General features: G+C 70.5%; 20 protein-coding genes. 5 read left to right on the forward strand and 15 right to left on the reverse strand.

Annotation, left to right across the window (positions count from 1 at the left end; all coding sequences use genetic code 11):
* Nucleotides 1-177 precede the first annotated feature (177 nt).
* The 4 genes from ilvA to ACFV9G_RS10135 are packed head-to-tail and all read right to left on the reverse strand — an operon-like array spanning nucleotide 178 to nucleotide 5,364.
* Nucleotides 178-1,389, reverse strand: a complete 1,212-nt coding sequence (gene ilvA / locus ACFV9G_RS10120) for a threonine ammonia-lyase (protein WP_378727334.1) — start codon at nucleotides 1,387-1,389, stop codon at nucleotides 178-180.
* A 1-nt stretch (nucleotide 1,390) separates the two neighbouring features.
* Nucleotides 1,391-2,830, reverse strand: coding sequence for an AI-2E family transporter (locus tag ACFV9G_RS10125; protein ID WP_378727313.1), 1,440 nt, complete (start codon nucleotides 2,828-2,830; stop codon nucleotides 1,391-1,393).
* Between the two features lie 10 nt (nucleotides 2,831-2,840).
* Nucleotides 2,841-4,208: a glutamate mutase L gene (locus tag ACFV9G_RS10130; protein ID WP_378727314.1), complete on the reverse strand. Its 1,368-nt coding sequence runs from the start codon at nucleotides 4,206-4,208 to the stop codon at nucleotides 2,841-2,843.
* Nucleotides 4,195-5,364 carry a cystathionine gamma-synthase gene (locus tag ACFV9G_RS10135; RefSeq protein WP_378727315.1) on the reverse strand — a complete coding sequence of 390 codons (1,170 nt, stop codon included), beginning with the start codon at nucleotides 5,362-5,364 and terminating at the stop codon, nucleotides 4,195-4,197. The genes ACFV9G_RS10130 and ACFV9G_RS10135 overlap by 14 nt, the downstream gene beginning before the upstream one ends.
* 105 nt (nucleotides 5,365-5,469) lie before the next feature.
* On the opposite strand from ACFV9G_RS10135, the gene msrA reads away from it, so the two are divergent.
* Nucleotides 5,470-6,123 carry a peptide-methionine (S)-S-oxide reductase MsrA gene (gene msrA, locus ACFV9G_RS10140; protein WP_378727316.1) on the forward strand — a complete coding sequence of 218 codons (654 nt, stop codon included), beginning with the start codon at nucleotides 5,470-5,472 and terminating at the stop codon, nucleotides 6,121-6,123.
* Nucleotides 6,124-6,125: 2 nt separating this feature from the next.
* Here the strand turns inward: msrA and ACFV9G_RS10145 are convergent, their stop codons facing one another.
* Both ACFV9G_RS10145 and ACFV9G_RS10150 read right to left on the reverse strand, forming a co-directional pair.
* A complete protein-coding gene (locus ACFV9G_RS10145) occupies nucleotides 6,126-6,608 on the reverse strand; it encodes a GNAT family N-acetyltransferase (protein WP_378727317.1) in 483 nt (160 codons plus the stop codon).
* Nucleotides 6,605-7,144, reverse strand: a complete 540-nt coding sequence (locus ACFV9G_RS10150) for a DinB family protein (RefSeq protein ID WP_378727318.1) — start codon at nucleotides 7,142-7,144, stop codon at nucleotides 6,605-6,607. The genes ACFV9G_RS10145 and ACFV9G_RS10150 overlap by 4 nt, the downstream gene beginning before the upstream one ends.
* Nucleotides 7,145-7,222: 78 nt before the next feature.
* On the opposite strand from ACFV9G_RS10150, the gene ACFV9G_RS10155 reads away from it, so the two are divergent.
* Nucleotides 7,223-8,335, forward strand: a complete 1,113-nt coding sequence (locus tag ACFV9G_RS10155; RefSeq protein WP_378727319.1) for a diacylglycerol kinase — start codon at nucleotides 7,223-7,225, stop codon at nucleotides 8,333-8,335.
* Here ACFV9G_RS10155 and ACFV9G_RS10160 read toward each other — a convergent pair.
* A complete protein-coding gene (locus tag ACFV9G_RS10160; RefSeq protein WP_378727320.1) occupies nucleotides 8,325-8,510 on the reverse strand; it encodes a hypothetical protein in 186 nt (61 codons plus the stop codon). The two genes, ACFV9G_RS10155 and ACFV9G_RS10160, sit on opposite strands and share 11 nt — an antisense overlap.
* Before the next feature lie 138 nt (nucleotides 8,511-8,648).
* Here ACFV9G_RS10160 and ACFV9G_RS10165 point away from each other — a divergent pair, with 138 nt between their 5' ends.
* A complete protein-coding gene (locus ACFV9G_RS10165; protein WP_378727321.1) occupies nucleotides 8,649-9,452 on the forward strand; it encodes an SDR family oxidoreductase in 804 nt (267 codons plus the stop codon).
* Here the strand turns inward: ACFV9G_RS10165 and ACFV9G_RS10170 are convergent.
* The 6 genes from ACFV9G_RS10170 to ACFV9G_RS10195 form a co-directional block, all read right to left on the reverse strand.
* Nucleotides 9,449-10,450, reverse strand: coding sequence for a GNAT family N-acetyltransferase (locus ACFV9G_RS10170; protein ID WP_378727322.1), 1,002 nt, complete (start codon nucleotides 10,448-10,450; stop codon nucleotides 9,449-9,451). The two genes, ACFV9G_RS10165 and ACFV9G_RS10170, sit on opposite strands and share 4 nt — an antisense overlap.
* Before the next feature lie 43 nt (nucleotides 10,451-10,493).
* Nucleotides 10,494-11,123 (reverse strand): YigZ family protein, encoded by a 630-nt coding sequence (locus ACFV9G_RS10175; RefSeq protein ID WP_378727323.1) that lies wholly within the window; start codon nucleotides 11,121-11,123, stop codon nucleotides 10,494-10,496.
* Nucleotides 11,124-11,136: 13 nt separating this feature from the next.
* Nucleotides 11,137-11,916: a TSUP family transporter gene (locus ACFV9G_RS10180; protein ID WP_378727324.1), complete on the reverse strand. Its 780-nt coding sequence runs from the start codon at nucleotides 11,914-11,916 to the stop codon at nucleotides 11,137-11,139.
* Nucleotides 11,917-12,027: 111 nt separating this feature from the next.
* Nucleotides 12,028-14,043, reverse strand: coding sequence for a hypothetical protein (locus ACFV9G_RS10185; RefSeq protein WP_378727325.1), 2,016 nt, complete (start codon nucleotides 14,041-14,043; stop codon nucleotides 12,028-12,030).
* 18 nt (nucleotides 14,044-14,061) lie between these two features.
* The gene (locus ACFV9G_RS10190) at nucleotides 14,062-15,465 is read right to left on the reverse strand and encodes a magnesium chelatase (RefSeq protein ID WP_378727326.1); all 1,404 of its coding nucleotides are present in this window, start codon (nucleotides 15,463-15,465) and stop codon (nucleotides 14,062-14,064) included.
* On the reverse strand, nucleotides 15,462-18,314 hold the full coding sequence (locus ACFV9G_RS10195) for a BTAD domain-containing putative transcriptional regulator (protein ID WP_378727327.1): 2,853 nt from the start codon (nucleotides 18,312-18,314) through the stop codon (nucleotides 15,462-15,464). Before ACFV9G_RS10195 ends, ACFV9G_RS10190 begins: the two co-directional genes overlap by 4 nt.
* Nucleotides 18,315-18,427: 113 nt before the next feature.
* Here ACFV9G_RS10195 and ACFV9G_RS10200 point away from each other — a divergent pair, with 113 nt between their 5' ends.
* Together ACFV9G_RS10200 and ACFV9G_RS10205 are read left to right on the forward strand one after the other, a co-directional pair.
* The gene (locus ACFV9G_RS10200; RefSeq protein ID WP_378727328.1) at nucleotides 18,428-18,853 is read left to right on the forward strand and encodes a YchJ family protein; all 426 of its coding nucleotides are present in this window, start codon (nucleotides 18,428-18,430) and stop codon (nucleotides 18,851-18,853) included.
* A 96-nt stretch (nucleotides 18,854-18,949) separates the two neighbouring features.
* The gene (locus tag ACFV9G_RS10205) at nucleotides 18,950-20,593 is read left to right on the forward strand and encodes a sensor histidine kinase (protein WP_378727329.1); all 1,644 of its coding nucleotides are present in this window, start codon (nucleotides 18,950-18,952) and stop codon (nucleotides 20,591-20,593) included.
* A gap of 3 nt (nucleotides 20,594-20,596) precedes the next feature.
* Here ACFV9G_RS10205 and ACFV9G_RS10210 read toward each other — a convergent pair whose 3' ends face one another.
* Together ACFV9G_RS10210 and cydC are read right to left on the reverse strand one after the other, a co-directional pair.
* A complete protein-coding gene (locus ACFV9G_RS10210) occupies nucleotides 20,597-21,259 on the reverse strand; it encodes a response regulator transcription factor (protein ID WP_091050516.1) in 663 nt (220 codons plus the stop codon).
* Nucleotides 21,253-23,108: thiol reductant ABC exporter subunit CydC (gene cydC, locus ACFV9G_RS10215; RefSeq protein WP_378727330.1), on the reverse strand; the 1,856-nt coding region annotated here is incomplete at its 5' end. The genes ACFV9G_RS10210 and cydC, both read right to left, overlap by 7 nt.

A 23,108-nucleotide genomic window follows, 5' to 3' on the forward strand; every position in this document is an offset into this window, starting at 1 on the left:
CTCGATCACCGGCGCCTTGTCTCCCTCACGCTGGGCATACTTCACCCAGGCGGTTGTCCTGCGGGAGATCGTCAGAACTTTCAGTTTAACAAGGCAACCACACCTCGGGACAGTTCGCGACCGAAACGTTGCGCAATCTGACCTCGAGACCGTTCGACGGAACGTCAGTGCGTGGCCTCAGTGCGTGGTCGCTGGATATCCCTTGCTGCGCAGCTGTTCGAGCACTCGCTGCGCGTGGGTCTGACCCCGGGTCTCCAGCTGGAGCTGAACGCCGACCTCGGCGAGCCGTAGGCCGGGGTTGGTGCGCGAGTGCACGACCTCCATGACGTTGGCCCCGGTGTCGCCGATCACCGACAGCAAGGTCGCCAGCGCACCGGGCTGGTCGGGGATCGTCACCGCGACCGGCAGGTAGCGCCCGGCGAGCGTCATGCCGTGCTGGATCACCTTGCCGAGCAGGAGCGGGTCGATGTTGCCGCCGGAGAGCACGACCACGACGGGGCCCTCGAAGGCGTCGGGAGCGTCCATCAGGGCGGCCACGCCGACCGCACCGGCGGGCTCGACGACCAGCTTCGCCCGCTCGGCGAGCGCGAGCAGCGCACTCGAGATCGCCTCCTCCGAGACCGTACGGATCTCGTCGACGTAGGTCTGGATCATCGGGAAGTTGGTCTCCCCCGGCAGGCCGACGGCGATGCCGTCGGCCATCGTCGGCATCTTGTCGAGCCGGATCGGACGGCCCTCGCGCAGCGAGACCGGGTAGGCGGCGGCCGTCGCCGCCTGCACGCCGATCACCTTCACGTCGGGGTGCTTCGCCTTGATCGCGAGCGCCGCGCCGGCGAGCAGGCCACCACCGCCGAGCGGGATGACGACCGTCTTCACCTCCGGCGCCTGCTCGAGGATCTCGAGCCCGATCGTGCCCTGGCCCGCGACGACGTCGGGGTGGTCGAAGGGGTGGATCATCACGGCACCGGTGCGCTCGGCGAAGGCCATCGCGGCCTCGAGGCACTGGTCGACGTACTGCCCCTCGAAGATCACCTCCGCGCCGTAGGCGCGGGTGGCCTTCTCCTTCGGGATCGGCGCGCCCTCGGGCATGAACACGGTCGACGGGATGCCGAGGGTGGTCGCGGCCAGCGCGACCCCCTGGGCGTGGTTGCCGGCGCTGGCGGCGACCACCCCGTGCTTGCGCTCTTCCTCGGAGAGCCTGGCGATGCGTACGAACGCTCCGCGAGCCTTGAAGGAGCCCGTCCGCTGCAGGTTCTCGCACTTGAGGATGACCGTGTCGCCGATCATGTCGGTGAGCCAGCGCGCTCCCTGGACAGGCGTCTCGGTGATGTGGTCGCGCAGCAGCTCGCGGGCCTCGAGGATGTCGTCGTACGTCGGCTGACCATGCATCTCAGGCACTACCTGCTCCGGGGCTCGGCGGGGGTGGGGAGGTCGGGCCGTTGGCCGGCGCCAGGGGTGGGGGCGACGTCGGCGCCTGGGCCTGCGCCGGGGCGGTGGCGGTCAGATGGTTGGCCACCGCGTTGAGGGCGGCCACCAGCGGCACGGCCACGAGCGCACCGGCCACGCCACCGAGCACGATGCCGGTCGCGACCGCGAGGATGACGCCGAGCGGGTGGACTCGGACCCAGCGGCCGAGCAGGAACGGCTGCAGGCCGTGGGCCTCGAGCTGCTGGACCAGGATCACGCCGCCGAGCATCAGCAGCGCCGTCACCGGGCCCTGGGAGACGAGCGCGACCAGAACGGCGACCGCGCCGGCGACGGTGGCACCGATCAGGGGCACGAACGAGCTCAGGAAGACGAGCACGCCGATCGCCACCACGAACGGGACCTGCAGGGCCGCGGCGATGATCATGATGCCGACCGCGTCGACCGCGGCCACGATGACCGTCGCCCGGGTGAACTGGGTCAGCGAGACCCAGGCGACCCGGCCCGAGCTGTCCATCCGGCTGCGCGCGGCCCGCGGCGCGAGCCGGACCAGCCAGCCCCAGATCCGCTCGCCCTCGGCGCAGAAGAAGTAGGTGGAGAAGAGCACGATGAACAGGCCGGCGAAGACGTCGAGGGCGACCCCACCGACCTCGCTGACCCGGGAGAACGGGTTGGAGGCGTACGCCGCCGCCCACTCCTCCAGGGTGGTCTGCACCGTGTTGAGCCAGGTGTCGATCTGGGTCTCGCTCGCGTTGAACGGGCCGTTGATCAGCCAGTCGCGGATCTCGTCGAGCGCCTTGACGGTCTGTCCGGCCAGGTCGTTGAAGCCGTTGGCGACCTGCGTGCCGGCGAAGCTCAGCATGGCGATGACCGCCACGAGCACGCCGAGCACCACGAAGAGCGCCGAGATGCTCCGTCTGAGGCCGATCCTGGCCAGACCGTTGACGATCGGGGAGACGAGCGCGGCGATCAGCAGCGCGATGACCACCGGGACCACGACGATGCTCAGGTGGCCCAGAGCGCGGACGATGAGGTAGCCGGCGGCGACGATCACCAGGAACCGCCAGGCCCACTGCGCGGAGAGCTCGACGCCGTAGGGGACGTCCGTGCGGCTGACCGCCTTCGGCACCGTCACCGGCTCCGGCGCGGCCAGCTGCTCCTGGCGCTCCTCGCGCAGGCGCTCGAACTGGTTGACGAGGCGCAGCGCGAAGCTCTCCGCCGACTCGCGCGCCTCCGCGGCAGCCTCCTTGGCCACCTCGGCCGACTCTCGAGCGTCGGCCTCCTCCTGGGCATGGCGCTGTGCCTCACGCGCCTCGCGATTGCGTCTGAACGCGCCCGTCACCCGTTCGAAGCCATCCTTCGCGGTCGACTTCTCGCCATCGGGAACATCCCCCTGATCCGTCACCTGACAGAGGCTACCGGGAGGGTGTCAGGTGATTCGCAAGGTGCCGTGCAGTCGCGGGGTGCGACCGCGCGAGCATGCCCACCGCGGCCAGCACGTAGTCGCTGTCGACCGCGCGCAGCGGCTCCTCCGGGAGCTGCCATCCACCGCGGGCCGACCAGCGCATCACCCGCTTCTCGATGCCCGGGCGACCGTGCCTGAGTACGCCGCCGGAGCCGATCACCACGCCGACCCGGCGCAGGTCGGTGCCGGTGCGCTCGATGACCTTGCCGCTCGGGGACAGGACGACCCGCGAGCGCCCCGCGTGCCGCTGCAGGGCCGTGGAGATCGCGATCCTCGCCAGGAGCTCGTCGATGTCCCTGTCCTGCTCGGTGCGCGGCAGCCAGCCGGGGTGGTTGCGCCGATGCTCGACCTCGCCGGAGAGATCCGACTCGGCGAGGCTCGGATCTGAGTGGTCGGCCGCGGCGAGCGTCGTGGTCGCCGACCAGCGCATGCCCAGGTCGCCCTCGACGGTCCTGGTCACCGGGGTGACGGCGACGACCTCCTCGCGGACGTGCTCGGCCTCGGGGTCGGGGCGGACCACGCTGTGCACGTCGGTGGTGGCGCCGCCGACGTCGACGACGACCACGTCCTCGCCGAGCACCTCGGCCAGCGTCTCGACGCCCTGGAGCACGACGTCGGGGGTCGCCCCCTGGACGATCCGGCGGAAGTCGGACCGGCTGCTCAGGTTCTTGCCGCCGATCACGTGCTCGAGGAACATCTCCCGGACCGCCGCGCGGGCGCTCTCGGGCGCCAGCACCCCGATCTTGGGAACGACGTTGCCGCAGGTCACATGAGGAACGTCGGCCAAGATCGCGTCGATCTCGTCGTTCGCGTCGCGGTTGCCCGCGACGACCACCGGCCCACGCCAGCCGGCCGCTGCCAGCGCCCGCGCGGCGCCGACGATCGCGTCCCGGTTGCCCCCGTCGGTGCCGCCGGTCAGCAGCACCAGGTCGGGGGTTGTGAAGCTGAGCGTGGCCCCCAGGTCACTCTGGGCTTCACAGCTCGCGGTCGCGACCACGGCGACGACCTTGCCGCCGCTGGACAGCGCGACTCGACGTCCCGCCTCGGCCGTCACCAGCTCCTCGTTGCCGACCACGGCGATCCGGAGACCTCCGCCGGCCGAGGAGCAGGCGAGCACCTCGGCGTCGGCTGCCCGGGAGTCCTGCTCGGTGAGAGCGGCCAGACAGGCGTCGTAGGCCTCCATCACCTCGTGCAGCGAGGTCGGCGCGCTCACGGTGCCGAGGATCTCGCCGGAGACGAGGTCGACGTGGAGCGCCTTGGTCCAGGTGGAGCCGAAGTCGACGCAGACGGCGGTCCGGGGCGCGTCAGCTCTGGTCAAGGGCCTGCTCGAGGTCCGCGACCAGGTCCTCGGCGTACTCGATCCCGACGGAGAGCCGGACCAGGTCGGCCGGCACCTCGAGGTCGGTGCCCGCGACCGACGCGTGCGTCATCCGCCCCGGGTGCTCGATCAGGCTCTCGACACCGCCGAGCGACTCGCCCAGCGTGAAGATCTTGGTGCGCTCGCACACCGCGAGCGCAGCGGCCTCGCCGCCGGTGACGCGGAAGGAGATCATGCCGCCGAACCGCTTCATCTGCTTCTGGGCGGTCGTGTGGCCGGGGTGCGTCTCCAGGCCCGGGTAGATGACCTCACCGACCTTCGGGTGCGAGGTGAGGAAGTCGGCGACGCGCTCGGCGTTGTCGCAGTGGCGGTCCATGCGTACGGCCAGGGTCTTGAGGCCACGCAGCGTCAGCCAGGCGCCGAACGGGTCGGCGATCGCGCCGGCGGCGTTCTGGAGGTAGCCGATCTTCTCGGCGAGCCCGTGGTCACGGACGATCACGGCCCCGCCGACGACGTCGGAGTGGCCCCCGACGTACTTCGTCGTGGAGTGCACGACGACGTCGGCGCCGAGGGTGAGCGGCTGCTGCAGGTAGGGGCTGGCGAAGGTGTTGTCGACGACCAGCCGCGCGCCGGCCTCGTGGGCGACCGTGGCCAGAGCAGAGATGTCGGCGATGTTGAGCAGCGGGTTGGTCGGCGTCTCGACCCAGACGACCTTGGTCTTGCCCGGCTGGATCGCGGCCGCGACCGCGTCGACGTCGGCGACCTGGGCCGGGGTGTGCTCGATCCCCCACTGGCTCTCGACCTTGTCGATCAGCCGGTGGGTGCCGCCGTAGGCGTCGTCGGGGATGACCATGTGGTCACCGGGCCGCATCAGGCTGCGGATCAGGGTGTCCTCGGCGGCCAGACCGGAGGCGAAGGCGAACCCCTTCTCCCCGTCCTCGACCGCCGCCAGCGCACCCTCGAGCGCGGTGCGGGTCGGGTTGGCGGAGCGGCTGTACTCATAGCCGTTGCGCAGGCCGCCGACGCCGTCCTGCTTGTAGGTCGTGGTGGCGTAGATCGGCGGGATCACCGCACCCGTCGTCGGGTCGGGCTCGTAGCCCGCGTGGATCGCCTTGGTCTCGAAACCGGCCTTGCCGAGGTGCTGCTGCTCGCTCACGCATCCGAGCCTACGTCCGATCCCACCTCGCGGCCCATCCGGGAACGTTCGCGCGTCGAACTGTGTTGGAGACTGGTAGCAACCCTGACTTTCTGGAGGTCACTCATGTTCGGTCGACCAGCACAGCTCTTCCCCGAGGACCGCACCCTCGCCGGGCGCGACCAGGCCCTCTTCGACCTGCCCGCGAAGCACCGCGTCCTGGGGACTGCGCTGCTCGCCTCCCCCGAGGACGGGACCGCACCGGAGGGGGCCGAGGTGGCGTACTTCGGTCTCGGCTGTTTCTGGGGCGCCGAGGAGATCTTCTGGCAGACGCCGGGGGTCTACTCGACCGCGGTCGGCTACCAGGGCGGCACCACGGCCAACCCGACCTACGAGGAGGTCTGCAGCGGCCGGACCAACCACACCGAGGCGGTCCGGGTCGTCTTCGATCCCGCCGTGGTCTCCTACGCGGACCTCGTCAAGAAGTTCTTCGAGGTGCACGACCCGACGCAGGGGATGCGGCAGGGCAACGACGTCGGTACGCAGTACCGCTCGGCCCTCTACTACGTCTCCGACGCCCAGCGGGAGACGGCTGAGGAGCTGACCAAGGTCTACGGCGACGAGATCGCGCGGCGTGGCTATGGCGAGATCACCACCGAGATCCGCGAGGTCCCGACCTTCTTCGCCGCCGAGCCCGCGCACCAGCAGTACCTGGACCGCGTGCCCAACGGCTACCGCTGCCACGCGAACACGGGCATCGCGTTCCCCGCGAACGCCTGAGGTCAGGTCAGCGGCAGATACATCACGTGGAGGCCGACCCGGCCGTGCGACGTCGAGTCGAACGCGTCGGGGACGGTCCCGATGATCTGGAAGCCGAGAGACTGCCACAGGCGTACGGCGGTGGTGTTCGTCTCCACGACCGCGTTGAACTGGATGCCGTGGAAGCCGTTGTCCTTGTGCCACTGCACGCAGTAGTCGCCGAGGGTGCGGCCGAGCCCCTTGCCGCGGGCGGCCGGGGAGACCATGAACGAGGCGGTGCCGATGTGGCTGCCGCGGCCTGGGCGGTTCGGGCCCATCTTGGCGCTGCCCAAGATCTCGTCGCCCTCTACCGCGACGACGACGTGGTCGTACATCCACAGGTCCCTGGCCTCCTCCGAGGTGAGGCCTTCGGGGTAGGCGTAGGTCTCCCCCGCCTCCACGATCTCGGACCAGAACGGGTAGATCTGCGGCCAGTCCTCGGCCGTCGCTTCGCGGATCTGGATCACAGGTCCTTCTTTCCGTCGATGGCCTCGCGCATCAGGTCGGCGTGGCCGCAGTGGCGGGCGTACTCCTCGATCATGTGGACCAGGATCCAACGTAGGCTGACCGACTGGCCGTCGCGGGTCGTCCCGACCGCGATGCGGTCGACGGAGCCGGCTTCGTCGGTGAGCTCGTTGGAACGAGCGATCGCGTCGCGGAGCAGGGTGCGCAGCGCTTCGGGGTCGTCCGTGGCGGCGCTGTTGAACTCCCAGTCCTGATCGTCGTCCCAGGGAGCCGTGTCGAACGGCGGCATCGGGCCGTTGCCGGCCAGGCGTACGCCGAACCAGGTGTCCTCGACGTACGCCATGTGCTTGAGGAGCCCGGCCAAGGTCATGGTCGTGGGCGGGACACGGCGATTGAGCTGCTCGTGGTCGAGGCCCGCGACCTGCTTGAGCAGCGTCGCCCGGTGGAAGTCGAGGAACGTGCGCAGGGTCGTCTCCTCGTCCGCGACGTAGGGCGCACCGGTCGGATGGCGGGTGTCCTCGAAGAGTGCCTCGGTCATGGGCGTCAACGTAGCGGCGGGCGAGTTTCCTCCGCGAATCACTTTCGCCAAACTGAAACGCGTTCTAGATTTGGGCGCATGTCCTTCGCCTCCGGAAGTCCGCAGAGTCCCGACAAGCCGCTGAGAGTCGTCGTCTGGTCCACCGGGACGGTGGGACGTCATGCGATTGCCGGAGTCGATGCCCATCCCGACCTGGAGCTGGTCGGAGTCTGGACCTCGACACCGGCGAAGGCAGGTGTCGACGCCGGAGAGCTGGCCGGGCTGGGGCGCACCCTGGGAGTTGTCGCGACCACGTCGCGTGACGAGCTGGTCGCGCTGGCGCCGGACTGCGTCGTGCATGCCGCGATGACCGACGACCGGGTGTTCGAGGCGATCGAGGATCTGACCGGGCTGATCCGGGACGGGGTCAACGTCGTCTCCTCCGGGCCGGTCATCCTGGTCCACCCGCAAGGCATCCTTCCGGACGAGATGATCGCCGGCATCGACGAGGCCGGGCGGGAGGGTGGTGCGTCGCTGCACGTCAACGGCATCGACCCGGGCTTCGCCAACGACGTCCTGCCGCTCGCGATCACGTCGCTGTCCCAGCGGATCGACCACCTCAAGGTCTCCGAGATCGCCGACTACTCGACCTACTTCCAGCCCGTCGTCATGAAGGACCTCTTCGGCTTCGGGGGTTCGCTGGAGGACAAGCCGTTCCTGTGGGAGCCGGGCGTGCTGAGCACCGCGTGGGGACCCGTCGTCCGGGTCCTCGCCGCCGGTCTCGGGGTGACCCTCGACGAGCCACTCGTCGAGCACGTCGAGCGCCGCCCGGCGCTGAAGGACACCAAGACCGTGTCGGTGGACATCGCCGAGGGCACCCAGGGCTCCGTACGTTTCACCGTCACCGGCACCGTCGACGGCATCCCCCGCATCACCCTCGAGCACGTCACCCGGACCGACGCGGCCTCCGACCCCGACTGGCCGGTCCCGGCGACCGGCGACGGCTGCTACCGGATCGAGGTCACCGGCGAGCCGTCGATGACCGTCGAGTTCAGCCACCACGGCGAGCACGGCGACCACAACGTCTCCGGGATGATCGTCACCGCCCAGCGTCTGGTCAACGCCATCCCCGCCGTCGTCGCCGCCTTCCCCGGCCTGGTCAGCCCGCTCGACCTCCCCCTGATCACCGGCCGCGGCCTGGTCACCCGATGATCGAGGCGTCACTGCGGTCGGCCGAGGCGTCACGTACGTCGCGCGAGGCGTCACTCCGGTCGCCCGACACGTCAGGTGCGTCTGCCGACACGTCACTCCCGTCGCCCGACACGTCACGTACGTCGCCCGACACGTCACGTACGTCGCCCGACACGTCACTCCGGTCGGCCGACACGTCACCTGTGCCATCTCGGCCAGCGCAAGTGACGCCTCGAACGGCCGCAGCGACGTCTCGACCGACGCAGGTGACGCTTCGGCCGACGTACCTGACCTCTCGGCCGACCGGCCTGACGCTTCGACATGAAGGAACCAGATGAGCATTCTCGAACGATTCAGACTGACCGACCACGTTGCGGTCGTGACGGGGGCGGGGCGCGGGATCGGGGCGGCTACGGCGGTGGCGCTGGCGGAGGCGGGGGCGGACGTGGTGATCGCGGCGCGGACCGAGAAACAGCTTCGCAGGGTCGCCGAGAGGATCGAGGCGGTGGGGCGGCGGGCGCTGGTGGTGCCGGCGGACCTGGCCGACACGGCTGCGACGGCGGCGTTGGCCGAGCAGGCGTACGAGGAGTTCGGGCGTCTCGACATCGTGGTCAACAACGTGGGAGGGACGATCCCGAACACCTTCCTCGACACCGACGAGGGTTACCTCGAGGAGGCCTTCCACTTCAACGTGACCACGGCCCATGCCCTGACCCGGGCGGCGGTGCCGTACCTGGTGAAGAGCCCGGACGGGCAGCAGTCGGTGGTGTCGATCAGCTCGATGATGGGACGCACCGCGGGCAGGGGCTATCTCGCCTACGGGACCGCGAAGGCGGCGCTGGCGCACTGGACACGGCTGGCCGCGACCGACCTCGCGCCGCGGATCAGGGTGAACGGGATCTTCGTCGGCTCGGTGCGTACGAGCGCCCTCGAGTTCGTCGCCGGCGACGACACCATGCGCGGTGAGATCGAGTCGAAGACCCCGCTCGGACGGATCGGGGAGGCGGAGGACATCGCCGCTGCGGCCGTGTATCTGACCTCGCGGGCCGGTCAATTCGTCACCGGGAAGCTGCTTGAGGTCGACGGTGGGACGGAGGCGCCCACCCTCGACCTCAAGCTCCCCGACGTAGGCGCCTAGACGGTGACGTCCTTGTGCCAGGACTCGGTGACGTAGTCGGTCACCCAGCCCATCGACTTGTAGAGCCCGTCGGCCCCTGTGGGGCTGTCGGCGTCGACCTCGAGCGAGACCCGGTCACGGCCGCGCTCGAGGGCGTCGCCGATGACGACATGGAGCAGCCCCTTCGCCACCCCGCGGCCCCGGGCGTTGCGGTTGACCCCGATGTACTCGACGTACGTCCCCTCGACCCCGGCCGCATTGGCGGGCAGCACCGAGGCGACCAGCGAACCGGCAGGCAGGAGGGTCTCCGGGTCCTCAGGATCGTCCACATAGGCCAGCCACCAATGGTTCCAGCGGTGGCCAGGATCCTCGCGGAGACGCTGCACGAATTCCGGGAAGCTCTCCCGGTAGGAGTTGAAGTGGTCCTGGAAGGACTCCTCCAGCGTCTGGTGGACCGTCTGCAGGTCGGACGCGACGGGCATCCCGTTCTCGTGCGTCTCGACCGGCCGGATGGTGACTCCTGCACGCAGGGCCGGGATCTCCTCGTCGGGATGCACGGGCCGGCTCATGTGGAGCCAGGTGCGTTTGTTGGTGAACTCCGCCGCGGCCAGCCACTCTCGTTGCACGGTGTCGTCGGCGAACGGGCTGGCGTCGAGGTGCGACTCGGTGATGCCACGCAGCTCAGCCATCGATCGGGCCTGGTCCTCGAGCCAGGCGTAGAGCCCCGCCGCGACCTCGGCGGCCTGGGCGATGGTGCGGTCGACGTAGAGGTAGACGAGCGTCCGGCCGGCAGCGCGGTCGTGGGCGATGGCCCAGGCGCGGATGTCTCCGTCGGGGTCGACCGCGACGACCTGCTGGCGGGTCCAGGAAGCGGGTCCGGCGACCTCGCCGGTGATGGCGTCGGCGTCGACCTTTCCGGACCCCTCGAAGGGTGTCTTGTCGGCTGCTCGGAGCCTCAGAAGGGCGGGCAGATCGTCGAGGTCTGGAACCTTCGTCGTCCATCCATCAGGGAGTTCCACGGGCGTCTCGCTATGGTCGCTCACCCGTCCATTGTCCCAAACGTCAGGGACGGTCGACCCACTGGTCCGTGCCCGGCACCAGCACGGACGCCCCTGCGGTGAGTTCTGCGAGGAGCGCTTCGAGGCGCTTCTCCTCGGCCGGCGGGGCCCCGATCCGCAGGGTCACGGCGGCCCCATAGGTGGTGTCGAGGACGGCCACCCCGGACGATCGAAGGTCGGTCTCGAGGCGGCCGGAGGCGTCGTACGGAACCTCGATCGAATACTCCCGGACGAGCTCTCGTCTCACCGTCCCGACCTCGGCCAACGCGGTCCGGACGGCGTCCGAGTAGGCCCTCACCAGTCCTCCGGCACCCAACAGCGTCCCGCCGAACCAACGGGTCACCACGGCGACCGTGTCCGAGACTCCGGCGCCACGGAGCACCTCGAGCATCGGGGCGCCCGCGGTGCCTGCCGGCTCACCGTCGTCGTTGGAGCGCTCGACGGGCTGGGGCGGTGGGCCGATCACGAAGGCGGAACAGGTATGGCGGGCGTCCCAGTGCTGCTTGCGCAGCCGCTCGACCACCGCCCGCGCGTCGGTCTCGTCCTCGACCCGGGCGAGCGTGCACAGGAACCGGGAGCGCTTCTCCTCGATCTCGGCCGCACCGTCACGGGCGATGGTCAGGTAGTGCGTCACCCCATAGCCCCCATCACCACAGTCCCAGCACGCTGCCGCCGATGCGGATGATGAACCCGGCGACCACGACGATGAAGAAGACGCGTACGAACCCGGCGCCCTTCGCCACCGCCGTCCGCGCCCCGACGTAGCCGCCGATCAGGTTGCACACACCCATCACCAGGCCGGTCTTCCACAGCACCGCACCCTGCGGGATGAAGACGATCAGGGCGGCGAGATTGGTGGCGACGTTGGCCATCTTCGCCTTCGCGCTCGCCTCCAGGAACGAGTAGCCCAGGAGGCCGACGAGCCCGATCACCAAGAAGCTGCCGGTCCCGGGGCCCAGGGCACCGTCGTAGAAGCCGACCGCGAAACCGACCACCATCGCGCCGATCAGGTGCCGGTGGCCGTCGTACCTCAGCTCGGTCGCCTCGCCCAGGGACGGCTTGAAGAGCACCCACGCCCCGACCAGGATCAGCGCGACCAGGACGATGGGCTCGAAGACGGACTCGGGAAGGTACGACGCCACCCCCGCCCCCAGCGCAGAGCCCGCGAACGCGAGGATCATGAGCGGGATGAAGGTCTTCGGGTCCGGGCCCACCCTCCGGTAGTAGGTCGCCGCGCTGATCGAGGTGCCGAAGATCGAGGCCAGCTTGTTGGTCGCCAGGATCTGCACCGGCGCGGCGCCGGGGAGGAACAGCAGCAGCGCGGGGAGCTGGATCAGCCCGCCTCCGCCAACCACCGCGTCCACGTAGCCGGCGGCCAGGGCCGCGAGCGCGAGAAGGGCAAGTACGTTCAGCGTCTCCTCGGGCACGAGCGCAGGTTACGTGGCCGGATGCTCACCGAGTTAACTCGGTCGAGGTGCGGTTGCTTCGTGGAATTCCGCGAAGGCAGTGCGCGCTCACCGAGTTACCTCGGTGAACATTCAGCCGGCCCACCACCCACGGCCACCGAACGCATCGGGATAGCCGCCGTAGGTGTTAGACGTACGCCGTGCAGTCCTGTCACCGAGATAGGAGCCGACGACGGCGGCGCCGAGGTCGTCCAGCTCGGGCGCGACGACGCGGCCCTCGACGCGGCGGGCCATGGAGTCGATGAAGCGGGCCAGACCGGGATCGTCACCGAGGCGGAAGAAGGTCGTCTGGGCGCCGAGGCGACGGGAGTTCTCCAGCTCTTCGACCGACCGTGCGATCGTCACCGGATGGGGCGGGTAGGAGAACCAGACGTCGCCGCCCGGCTCCAGGTGGGCGGTGGGCTCGCCGTCTGTCACGATCAGGAGCACCGGCTGGGCGCCGGGGTGCTTGCGGAAGTGCCGGTTGGCCAGCAGCAACGCGTGGTGCAGGTTGGTGCCCTTGTCCCAGATCGCGTCGAGGGCGGTCAGCTTCTCGATCTCCATCGTCTGGGCATAGCGGCCGAACGAGATCAGCTGCAGGTCGTCGTTGCGGAACCGGCTCTTGATCAGGGTGTGCAGGGCCAGGGCGGTGCGCTTCATCGGCACCCACCGGCCATCCATCGCCATCGAGAAGCTGGTGTCGACCAGAAGGGCGACCGCTGCCTGCGTACGCGCCTCCGTCTCCTGCACCTCGATGTCGTCGACGCTCAGGCGCACTCCGGGGCCACGCCGGCCCTCGCCGACCTCCCGGATGACGGCGTTCGTGATCGTGCGAGGTACGTCCCAGGGTTCGGTGTCGCCGAAGGCCCAGGGACGCGAGGAGCCGGAGAGGTCGCCCGCCGCACCGGCACGCTGCAGGTCGCGTTCGCCCTGCCGTCCGGAGAGCCGCTGGGCGACGTCGCGGAGCAGTGCCTTGCCGAGCTGGCGCATCGCCTTCGGGGTCAGCCGGAGGTCGCCGTCGGAGCCCCGCTCGAGCTGGCCGGAGTCACGCAGCGCCTGCTCGAGCTCCTGCAGGGTGCGCGCGTCGACCGCGGCCTGGTCACCGAGCTGACGGGAGAGCGCGTCGAGGTCGATGTCGTCGAGCCGCGAGCCGGCGTAGGACTGCTGGAGCTGCTCGGAGAGCTGGTCGAGCTCGGCGATGTCCTGCAGCACGCCGGTGCCGTCACCGAGTCCCAGGCCCTCGCCGCCGCCGAACTCCTCGGAGCCGTACCAGTCCTCGCCGGGCCGTGCTGCCTGCAGGTTGGCGTCGAGCTGGGCCATCTGCTCCATCAGCGCCGGCGACCCGAACGCCTGCGCCGAGAGCTCCATCAGCTCGCGCCGCTGCTCGGCCGACATCGAGTTGAGCATCCGCTGGGCGGCCGCCGAGCGCTGCGCGAGGGTGTCGAGCAGCTCGTCGATGTTCTGCGGGTTCTCGGGGAAGTGCTGGCCGTGCTTGGCCATGAACTCCTCGAAGTCCTCCTGGGAGTCCTCACCGCGATTGTGCTTGTCGAGGAGCTCGTTGAGGTCCCGGAGCATCTCCGCGATCGCCTCGCGGTCCTCGTCCGTGGCCCCTTCGAGCGCCTGTTTCATCCCGGCGAACCGCTGGTCGAGGAGCTCGCGGCCGAGCAGGTCCTTGATCTCCTCGTAGGCCTCGCGGGCCTCGCGCGAGGTCCAGTCGTAGGAGGCGAGCTCGCTGACCGCGGCGGCGGTGTTCGGCGAGAGGTTGTCGATCTGCATCTCCCGGAAGGCGCGGTCGCCGTCGTCCATGGTGACGTCGCGGGCCAGCTGCTTGCGCTCCTCCAGGACCGCCCTGCCCAGCAGCTCCCGCACCTGCTCGAGGGTGCCGTCGAGGTTGTGCTGCTGCAGCAGCTCGCGGCGCCGCTCGGCGACCTGCCGGGCGAGGTCGTCGAGCCCGCGCTGGTCCTCTCCCCCGCGCCGCAGGAACTCCCGCATCGCCCGCTCGGGCGAGTAGCCCGACATCACGTCCTCGCCGATCGCGTCCAGCGCCTCGGCGATGTCGACCGGCGGCGCGAGCGGGTCACCCCCGGCGTACTTCTTGTAGCGGCTCATGGTGTGCCGCCCGCCGGATCAGCCATAGATCGTCTCGCCGCCCTCGGTGTCCTTGCCGATCTTCCTCGCCAGGAACAGGCCTTCCAGGGCGAGCTCGATGGCGCTGGCGAGCTGGCCGTCGTTCTTGGGGCCTCCGGTGGCCTCATAGACGCGGTCGCCGATCTGGTCGTAGAGGTCGGACTCGCCCAGGACCGGCAGGCCCTCCAAGAAGGCGCGGGCGGAGATCTTGGTGCCGGTGGTGACCATCCGGCCGTCCTCGATGGCGTCGATGAGGAGCGCGAAGTCGAGGCCGCGGAAGGACTTGCGGACGGTCTCGGCGATGGCCGTACGCAGCAGGTGGGTGAGGATCTCGGCCTCGCGGCCCTCCTCGCCGGACTCGAACTCGATCTTGCCGGAGAGCACCTCGATGGCCGTCTCCAGGTCGACGAGACGAGCGACCGCATCGGGCTCCCCTGCCACGGTGGCGCGGTGCAGCGCCGCGGCGGCGACGGTCTCCGCGCCCGCGATCGAGAAGCGTGCCGAGACCCCGGAACGCTGGTCCACCGCGGAGGAGGCACGCAGGTGGCGGGTGAAGACGGCGAGGATCTCGAGCAGGTGGTCGGGTACGTCGGCGACCAGGGCGGCCTCCTGCCGGATGACCGCCATCTCCGCGTCGAGCTCACGCGGGTAGTGGGTGCGGATCTCGGCGCCGAAGCGGTCCTTCAGCGGGGTGATGATCCGGCCTCGGTTGGTGTAGTCCTCCGGGTTCGCCGAGGCCACCACCAGGAGGTCCAGGGGCAGCCGCAGCACGTAGCCGCGGATCTGGATGTCGCGCTCCTCCATCACGTTGAGCATCGCGACCTGGATCCGCTCGGCCAGGTCGGGCAGCTCGTTGATCGCGACGATGCCGCGGTGGGAGCGCGGGATGAGGCCGAAGTGGATCGTCTCCGGGTCTCCGAGCGAGCGTCCCTCGGCGACCTTCATCGGGTCGACGTCGCCGATCAGGTCGGCGACGGAGGTGTCGGGGGTGGCCAGCTTCTCCGAGTAGCGCTCGGAGCGGTGCTTCCACGCGATCGGCAACGCCTCACCGGCGGTCGCGGCCAACCGCTGGGACCCCACGCTGACGGGCTCATAGGGGTGCTCGCCGAGCTCGGATCCCTCGATGACCGGGGTCCATTCGTCGAGCATTCCCACCAACGTACGCAGCAGCCTGGTCTTTCCCTGACCACGCTCGCCCAGCAGGACGACGTCATGGCCGGCGATCAGGGCACGCTCGAGCTGCGGGATGACGGTCTCTTCCAGCCCGTGCAGTCCGGGCCAGGGGTCCTCTCCGGCTGCCAGCTTCGCCAGCAGGTTGTCCCGGATCTCCTCACGGAGCGACTTGAACACATGGCCACTGGCGCGCAGCTGGCCGAGGGTGCTGATCGTGGGTGCGGCAGTCACGGACGCAACGCTACGCCGCTGCTCAACCCCTGGGCGGCCTCGGCGTCGACATCCCGATCCGCGGATGCGGCCGACCCGACGCTGGCGAGGAGATCCTCGACGCGCTCCCTGGTCAGCGCGGTGCGGTCCAGCTCACCCACCTCGTCCAGGATCGCGACGACCTCGTGGAGCGTCGCCCGGGCCTGCGCGACACGGTCGGTCTCGCGCTCGATCACGGCGCGGCGTACGAGGACGTTGGCCTCACCCCACCGGTTGCGCTCCTCGAGGCGGTGGGCCAGCTCCAGTCGCAGATGGGTCTCGGCCTCGGCGTAGCGCCGCAGGCCGATCAGGGCATCGACCAGGGTCATCCGCGGCGAGGCGGAGGAGTCGACGTCGACGGACGCGTAGCCGATCTCCTCCTCGACCAGCCGCACGGCGTCCTCGTAGCGCTCCATCCGGACGTAGACCTCGGCCAGCCCGATCAGACTGGCGCGGGCACGGTCGTCCATCCCGGCCGCGTCCGCGACGGCGTACGCCTCCTCGAGGACCGCGACGGCCTCGTCGAGGGAGCCGATCATGCTCAGCGCCTGGCCGCAGTTGGACAGCGCCATCTCCAGACCGGCCGCGATCCCGGCCTCACGGAACACCTCGGCGGCGTCACGGAACTCCGAGATCGCCCGCGTCAGGTCACCGACCCGCGCCCGGCTGATCCCGAACTGGTTGCGGATGTAGGCCGCGTCGACGCGCTGACCGGCGCGGAGAGCGGCGTCGAGACCGAGCTCCTGAAGGGGGACGGTCTCGGCGGGCGGGTGCCGCATCGAGAGGCTGAACATCTTGTTGACCAGCTGGTAGGCGGGACCCAGCAGCCCCGCGCGCACGGCGAGACGTACGGCGCTGCCCATGGTCAGCCACTCCCGGTCGCCCCAGGCGCGGGCCTGCTGCGAGGTGGCGAAGCTCAGTGGCGTCACGCCGTCGACGACCGGGTCGAGGCTCATCAGCCGGAAGGACCGGCCGTCGGCCTCGGAAGCAGCGACCAGGGAGTGGGTGTACCAGCTCACCAACCGCAGCAGCGCCTCGCCGGACTCCTCCTCGGAGCCCATCTCCAGGGCGTAGTCGCGGATCAGGTCGTGGAGCACGAAGCGTCCGGGGCGGTGCTCGCGGACGAGGTTGGCGTCGACCAGCTTGTCGACCAGACGTCGGGCGGCGGCGATGTCGACGGCGAAGAGCGCCGCCATCGCGGGCATCCCGATCTCGTGACCCGGGCGGAGGCCGAGGAGGCGGAAGGCGCGCCGCGACTCCTCGTCGAGGGAGTCGTAGGACCAGGAGAAGACCGCGCGCAGGTCGGAGATGGGGTCGAGCGGTGCCTCCAGCGCCGCCAGCCGGCTGGTCTCGCCGTCGAGCTCGGCGACCAGGTCGGTCAGCGGGAGATCGGGGTAGCGGCTGCAGCGCTCGGCCGCGACGGCAAGAGCCAGCGGCAGGTGTCCGCACCTGTCCGCCAGGGCACGTACGTCCGCCTCGTCGGCCACCCGGTCGATGAGCCGTTGCTTCAGGAAGGCCGCCGACTCCGTCGGGGCGAGCGTGTCCAGCGCGAGCCGACGGGCGCCTTCCCTGGTCGCCAGGCCACGCAGCTGGCTTCGGCTGGTCACCAGCACCAGCGAGTCACCACCCGGCAGCAGCGGTCGCACCTGGGTGGAGTCACGAGCGTTGTCGAGCATGACCAGCATGCGCCGCTGCGCGAGGGTCGTACGCAGCAGGGCCGATGCCGCGTCCACCTCGGACGGCACCGAGGCGGCGTCGACGCCGAGACCGATGAGCAGGGTCGTGAGCGCCTGGGCGTGAGAGAGCGGCTCGCCCGGCCCGAATCCGCGCAGGTCGATGAAGAGCTGCCCGTCGGGGAAGTGCTCGGTCCGGGCACGAGCCCAGTGCACCGCGAACGCGGTCTTCCCCACCGCACCGATGCCGTGCACGGCGACCACGCTCGGCCAGCCGGCGTCGTGGAAGATCGTCACCGCGTCGAGCAGGCGGAGCTCGGCCTCGCGACCGGAGAAGCTGGGGATGTCGGCCGGGAGCTGTCTCGGGACCATGTCCTCCTCCGAGACGCGCTGCGCGGGCACGGTCGCCTGTCCTGGGGAGACCTCGACGTCCGGGACCGGCGAGGGGCCGGCCAGCAGCCGGGTGAACGTGGAGCGCAGCTCCGCGCCGGGGTCGGCGCCGAGCTCGTCGGCCAGCCGAGCCCGGACCTCCTCATAGGTCTCCAGCGCTTCGGCCGTACGCCCCGCGGCGTCCAGCGCGTCCAGCATCACGACCCACAGGGACTCGCGCAGCGGATGATCGCCGACCACCCGGCGGACCTCGGCGACCGCCTTCGCGGCCCGCCCGGCAACGATGTCGAGCTCGGCGCGACGCTCCAGCGCGGCGAGGTAGCGGTCGACCAGCCACGGACGGGTGCGTTCTGCCAGCGACTCACCGGCGGGTTCGTCGAACGGCTCGGCGCGCCACAGCTCGATGGCCTCCTCGAGCCGGTCATAGGCCTGTGGTCCCTCGGCCGCGTCGAGCAGGTCGATGAACGCGAGCGCGTCCACCGAGGAGCGGGGCAGGTCGAGGATGTAACCGCCCGCGGCGCGGCGTACGACCTCCTTGCCGAGCACACGACGCAGCCGACCGATGTAGGTGTGCAGGCTGCCGCGCGGGTTGTCGGGAAGCTCCTCGCCCCAGATCCGGTCGGCGAGCAGGTCGGCGGAGACCGGGGTGCCTGCCTCCAGAGCCAGCAGCGCCAGGAGCGTGCGCGGGCGTCGCCCCGGGACCTCTACGGGCTCGCCTGCGCGCGTGACGACCAACGGGCCCAGCAGACAGATGCTCACATCCGTCACCGAAGCACCCCCGCCGTCCCGAGCCGTATGCGCTTGAGAGCCACCCCCACACCATAGTCGGGGCACTCCGGGCCCACGACGAGAATGCGTCCTTTCCGGTACACAATGGGCGCATGTCCCCCTTCGGCCGCACCGCCAACGGTTCGCCCCTGCCCCAGGAGTGCCCGTGCGGCAGCGGCCGGCGCTATGCGCTGTGCTGCCACCGGCTGCACCGTGGCGGCGCTCTGGCCGAGACGCCGGAGGAGCTGATGCGCAGCCGCTATGCGGCGTACGCCCTCGGGGACTGGGACTACATCTTCCGCACCTGGCATCCGGGGACCCGCCCCGACGATCTGGGCGTGGCCGCACCCGACGCGCGGCTGACCTGGACGGGGCTGGAGATCGAGGGCTCCGGGCTCGATGACGACACCCACGGCTGGGTGGCTTTCCGGGCGTCCTACCAGGCGCCGTCGGGCGCCGGGGTGCTCGCCGAGCACAGCCGGTTCGAGGTGCGTGCCGGACGGTGGCTCTACGTTGATGGCGACATCGCGGATCAATGACCAAACGCAAGCATTCGCGTGAGTTTGAGGCCGACAGTGGAGAAACTGTTGCCGATATGTGGACGCGACCGGGTCCGGCACGACAGACTCTGACAAGTGACCACTGACGCGACCGAGGACCTGACCGGTCTCGAGCCATCGGCGCGCTCGCTCTTGGACGCGGTCATCGCGATGTCGAGCGAGCTCGACCTGAGCGCCATGCTCGAGAGAATCACCCGCTCGGCCTGCGAGCTGACCGGGGCGGGCTACGGCGCCCTCGGCGTCCTCGACCTCGACGGTGAGCTGCAGAACCTGATCACCTACGGCAACCAGCAGGAGCCGACGCTGCAGGTCGTCGGCAAGAGCCGCGGTCGCCGCGCCCGCCTCGACGCGGACGGCGACAGCGATGCCGCCCTCGAAGCCGAAGCCGCCGGCGGGGACACCGTCCCGCGCGAACAGCTCCGGATGATCGCACCCCGCACCGACGACGGCGGTGGCAGCCACGCACTGCGTACCGGCGACCCCGGCAAGCGCAAGTTCATCGAGGTGCCGCTGCGCATCGACGACCACGACTTCGGCCACCTGCTCCTGTCCGAGAAGGTCGGCGGTGCCGACTTCACCACCCACGACGAGCAGCTCGTCGTGGCCCTCGCCCGCGCCGCCGGCGCCCAGATCGACAAGGTGCGCGAGCTCGAGCTCAGCGAGCAACGCCGCAAGTGGCTCGAGGCGAGCGCCGAGCTCAGCCGTGCCCTGACCCCGCCGCTGGACCACCTGGTCGCGCTCGAGCGGATGTGCGAGACCGCGCTTCCGCTGATGCGCGCGATCGGGGTCGGCGCCGGCACCCGCATCGAGCACGGTCTCGTCTCCGGTGTCGCGGCCGCGCCCGGTCAGGAGGAGCGGGTCCGGGCGGTGACCGAGAAGGTCCCGCTGCTGATCGACCGTCGCATCGTCGAGCCGCTCGACCTCGAGGTCGACGGGCTCCATGTCGTGGTCGCTCCGGTGCGCTCCTCGCTGGCCGGGCGCGGCGCCCTGCTGGCGATCTACGACAAGGCGTGCGCGGCTCACGACGAGCACGAGCGCGAGCTCTTCTTCGGCTTCGCCGGCCAGGCCGCCCTCGCCCTGGACCGCCTCCGCGCGGTCGAGGACCGGGCCGACCTCGCCGTCATCACCGACCGCGACCGGATCGCCCGCGACCTGCACGACGTGGTCATCCAGCGCCTCTTCGCGATCGGGCTCCAGCTCGAGACCCTGGGCCGCAACCCGCAGCGGGTCGAGGACCTGCCCAAGCGGCTCTCGGAGCAGGTCGACGCGCTGGACCAGACCATCAAGGACGTACGCGGCTCCATCTTCGACCTCAGCAACCACGACGCCTCCTCGCTGCGGGCCCAGGTGCGCGACGTCATCCGCGAGTACGCGGGCGTCATGGACTTCACCCCGGAGATCAAGATCACCGGGCCGGTCGACACCGCCGTGCCCGAGGCGGTCCGCAACCACCTGCTCCCGGTGCTGCGCGAGGCGGTCTCCAACCTCGCCCGGCACGCCCAGGCCCACAGCGCCCAGATCGAGCTCACCCTTCAGGACGACGAGATCAGGCTGGTCGTACGCGACGACGGCAGCGGCGTCCCCGACGAGGCCGAGGAGAGCGGGCTGAAGAACGCCCGCGTCCGCGCGGTCCAGCTCGGCGGTCAGCTCGAGATCGGGCCGTGCTCCCCCAGCGGGACCGAGCTGATCTGGCAGGTGCCGATCACCGCTGGGGTCTGAGGGTCAGTTGCCCTTGCGGGGGTGGAGGAGCTCCTTGGCCATCAGCGCCGCCTGCGTGCGCCGCTGCACACCGAGCTTGGCCAGGATGCTGGAGACGTAGTTCTTGACCGTCTTCTCGGCCAGGAACATCCGCCCGGCGATCTCCCGGTTGGTCAGGCCCTCGCCAATGAGCGCGAGCAGGCGCTTCTCCTGGGGCGTGAGCGCCTGCATCTGCGGCGACTCGCCATCGGGGTTGCGCATCTTCTCCATGACCTTCGCGGTCATCAGCGGGTCGAGCAGCGAGCCGCCGCCGGAGACGGTGCGGATCGCCTCGACCAGGTCGTTGCCGCGGATGTCCTTGAGGACGTAGCCCTTCGCCCCGGCCATGATCGCCGAGAAGAGTGCCTCGTCGTCGTCATAGGAGGTCAGGATGAGCGCGAGCATCTCCGGGTAGGCCGCACGGACCTCACGGCACACCTCGATCCCCGAGCCATCGGGCAGGCGAGCGTCGAGGACGCACACGTCCGGCCGGAGACGGTCGATGTCCTCGCGTGCCTGGGCGGTGGTGCCGCCCTGGCCGACGACCGCGATGTCGTCATGGCTGTCGAGCAGCGTCGTCAACCCTTGGCGCACGACCTCATGGTCGTCGAGCAGGTAGACCCGGATCGTCCTTGTCTCGGTCAACACCGTCTCACTTCCCCCATTCGTTGAAGGGAGACCACGGTATCGGTCAGCCCCAGTCCGGTCGATGTGTGAGTCATCCACAGTACGGCTTTCGTGCCGCCATGCGGACCAGGCTCCGCGCCTGGCTCTGGGCCTGGCTCTGGGCCAACTGTCGAGCCATCCTCCCGCGCGAGCACCTCACGCGCCAGCGACGCGGCGGTCGCGGTGTCCAGATGGGCCAAAGGTTCATCCAGAACCAGGACCTTGTGCCCTGCCAGCAGCGACCTCGCCACGGCGAGCCTGGCCCGTTCACCGCCAGAGACCTCGGCGGCGCCGTCGCCGAGCCTGGTCTTCAACCCCGCGGGAAGGGCATCGAGCCAGTCGCCGAGACGGGCGCGCCGGATCGCCTGCTCGACCTCGTCGTCGGTCGCTTCGGGCCGGGCCAGGCGCACGTTCTCGACGAGGCTGGAGGCGAACACGTGCGGGTCATCGTCGACGAGACCGACGATCTTCCGTACGTCCTGAGGGTCCAGGTCGCGGGTCGACCGGCCGCCGAGCGTGATCGTGCCGGTGTCCGGGTCGAGGAAGCGCAGCAGCAACGCGGCCAGAGTGCTCTTCCCGGAGCCTGAGGGGCCGACGATGCCGATCCGCGCGCCCGGCTCGACGTGGAGGTCGGGGATCTCGACGGCCGGGCCGCCGCCGGGTTGGGCACCGCCGGGGTGGGCACCGCCGGGGTGGGCAGTGACATCGGTGATCGTGATCGTGGTGTCGTCGGCGGGCCGCTCGGGGTGCTCCGGGGCCTCGACCGCCGGCGAGCGGCTGGTGAGGTCGTCGAGGCGGCGCTGTGCGGCACGGGTGCGGGCCCGGGCCGCACCGGCGTCGGCGAGGGTCGCCGCGGGCTCGGCGAGCGCCAGCGGGACCAAGGTGAGCAGTGCCAGCATCGGACCGTCGGCGACGGTCGCGTAGGCAGCGGTCGCGGCGACCGCCGCGCCGGCGGTGACCAGCACGATGGCCTTGGCCAGCGAGGACGCCGCCGCCGCTGTCGTGGTCGCCCTGGTGGCGGTGCCGGCCAGGTCGTCGAGGGTCCGCAGCACGGGCTCACCGGCCTGCCACATCCGGCGCTCGGTCGCCGTCTGGGTCGCCTCGACCACCTGCTCGGACACCCTCGCCCGCACCGTGACCGAGACGTGCTCGGCACGTGCTGCACCTGCGTACGCAATCCCGAAGGCGGCGCTCGCCGCCAGCACCGTGGCCGTCGTGAAGGCCGCCGCGACCGGGTCGATGAGCAGGGTCGCCAGGACCGCGAGGGCCGCCACGACGGCGTACTCCCGGATCGGCAGCCGCACTCGCAGCTCTTCGTCGAGCACCGCGTCGACATCGTCGACGACGCTGGCCAGGACGTCTCCCCGGCGACCGGGGAGCGCGCCGGGCACCAACGGCACGAGCGCGTCGTAGATCTCCACCCGTCGCCTGGCCAGCAGCCGCAGCGCACTGTCGTGCGACCACAACCGTTCCAGGTAACGCAGCACCGGCCGCGCGATCCCGAACGTACGCACCCCCACCATCGCCGCCACCAGCGTCATGATCACCGGGTGGTAGGAGGCCTTGATGATCAGCCATCCCGCCAGCGCCGTCAGCGCCACCCCCGACGCCCAGCTCAGTCCACCGACCACCGCCGACCCCCACAGCGCCACCCGCGCCGAGCCGTCACCTACGTCGGCCGAAGCGTCACCCCGGTCGGCCGAAGCGTCAGGCGCGTCGGCCGAAGCGTCAGGCGCGTCGGCCGAGACGTCAGCGGCTGCCGTGTCGGCCGACCGGTGCGGCGTCTCGGGCGGCGCCGGGGGCGCCTCGGCCGACGGGGGCGTCGCCTCGG

Source organism: Nocardioides sp. NPDC059952 (assembly GCF_042730435.1).
Taxonomy (GTDB): domain Bacteria; phylum Actinomycetota; class Actinomycetes; order Propionibacteriales; family Nocardioidaceae; genus Nocardioides.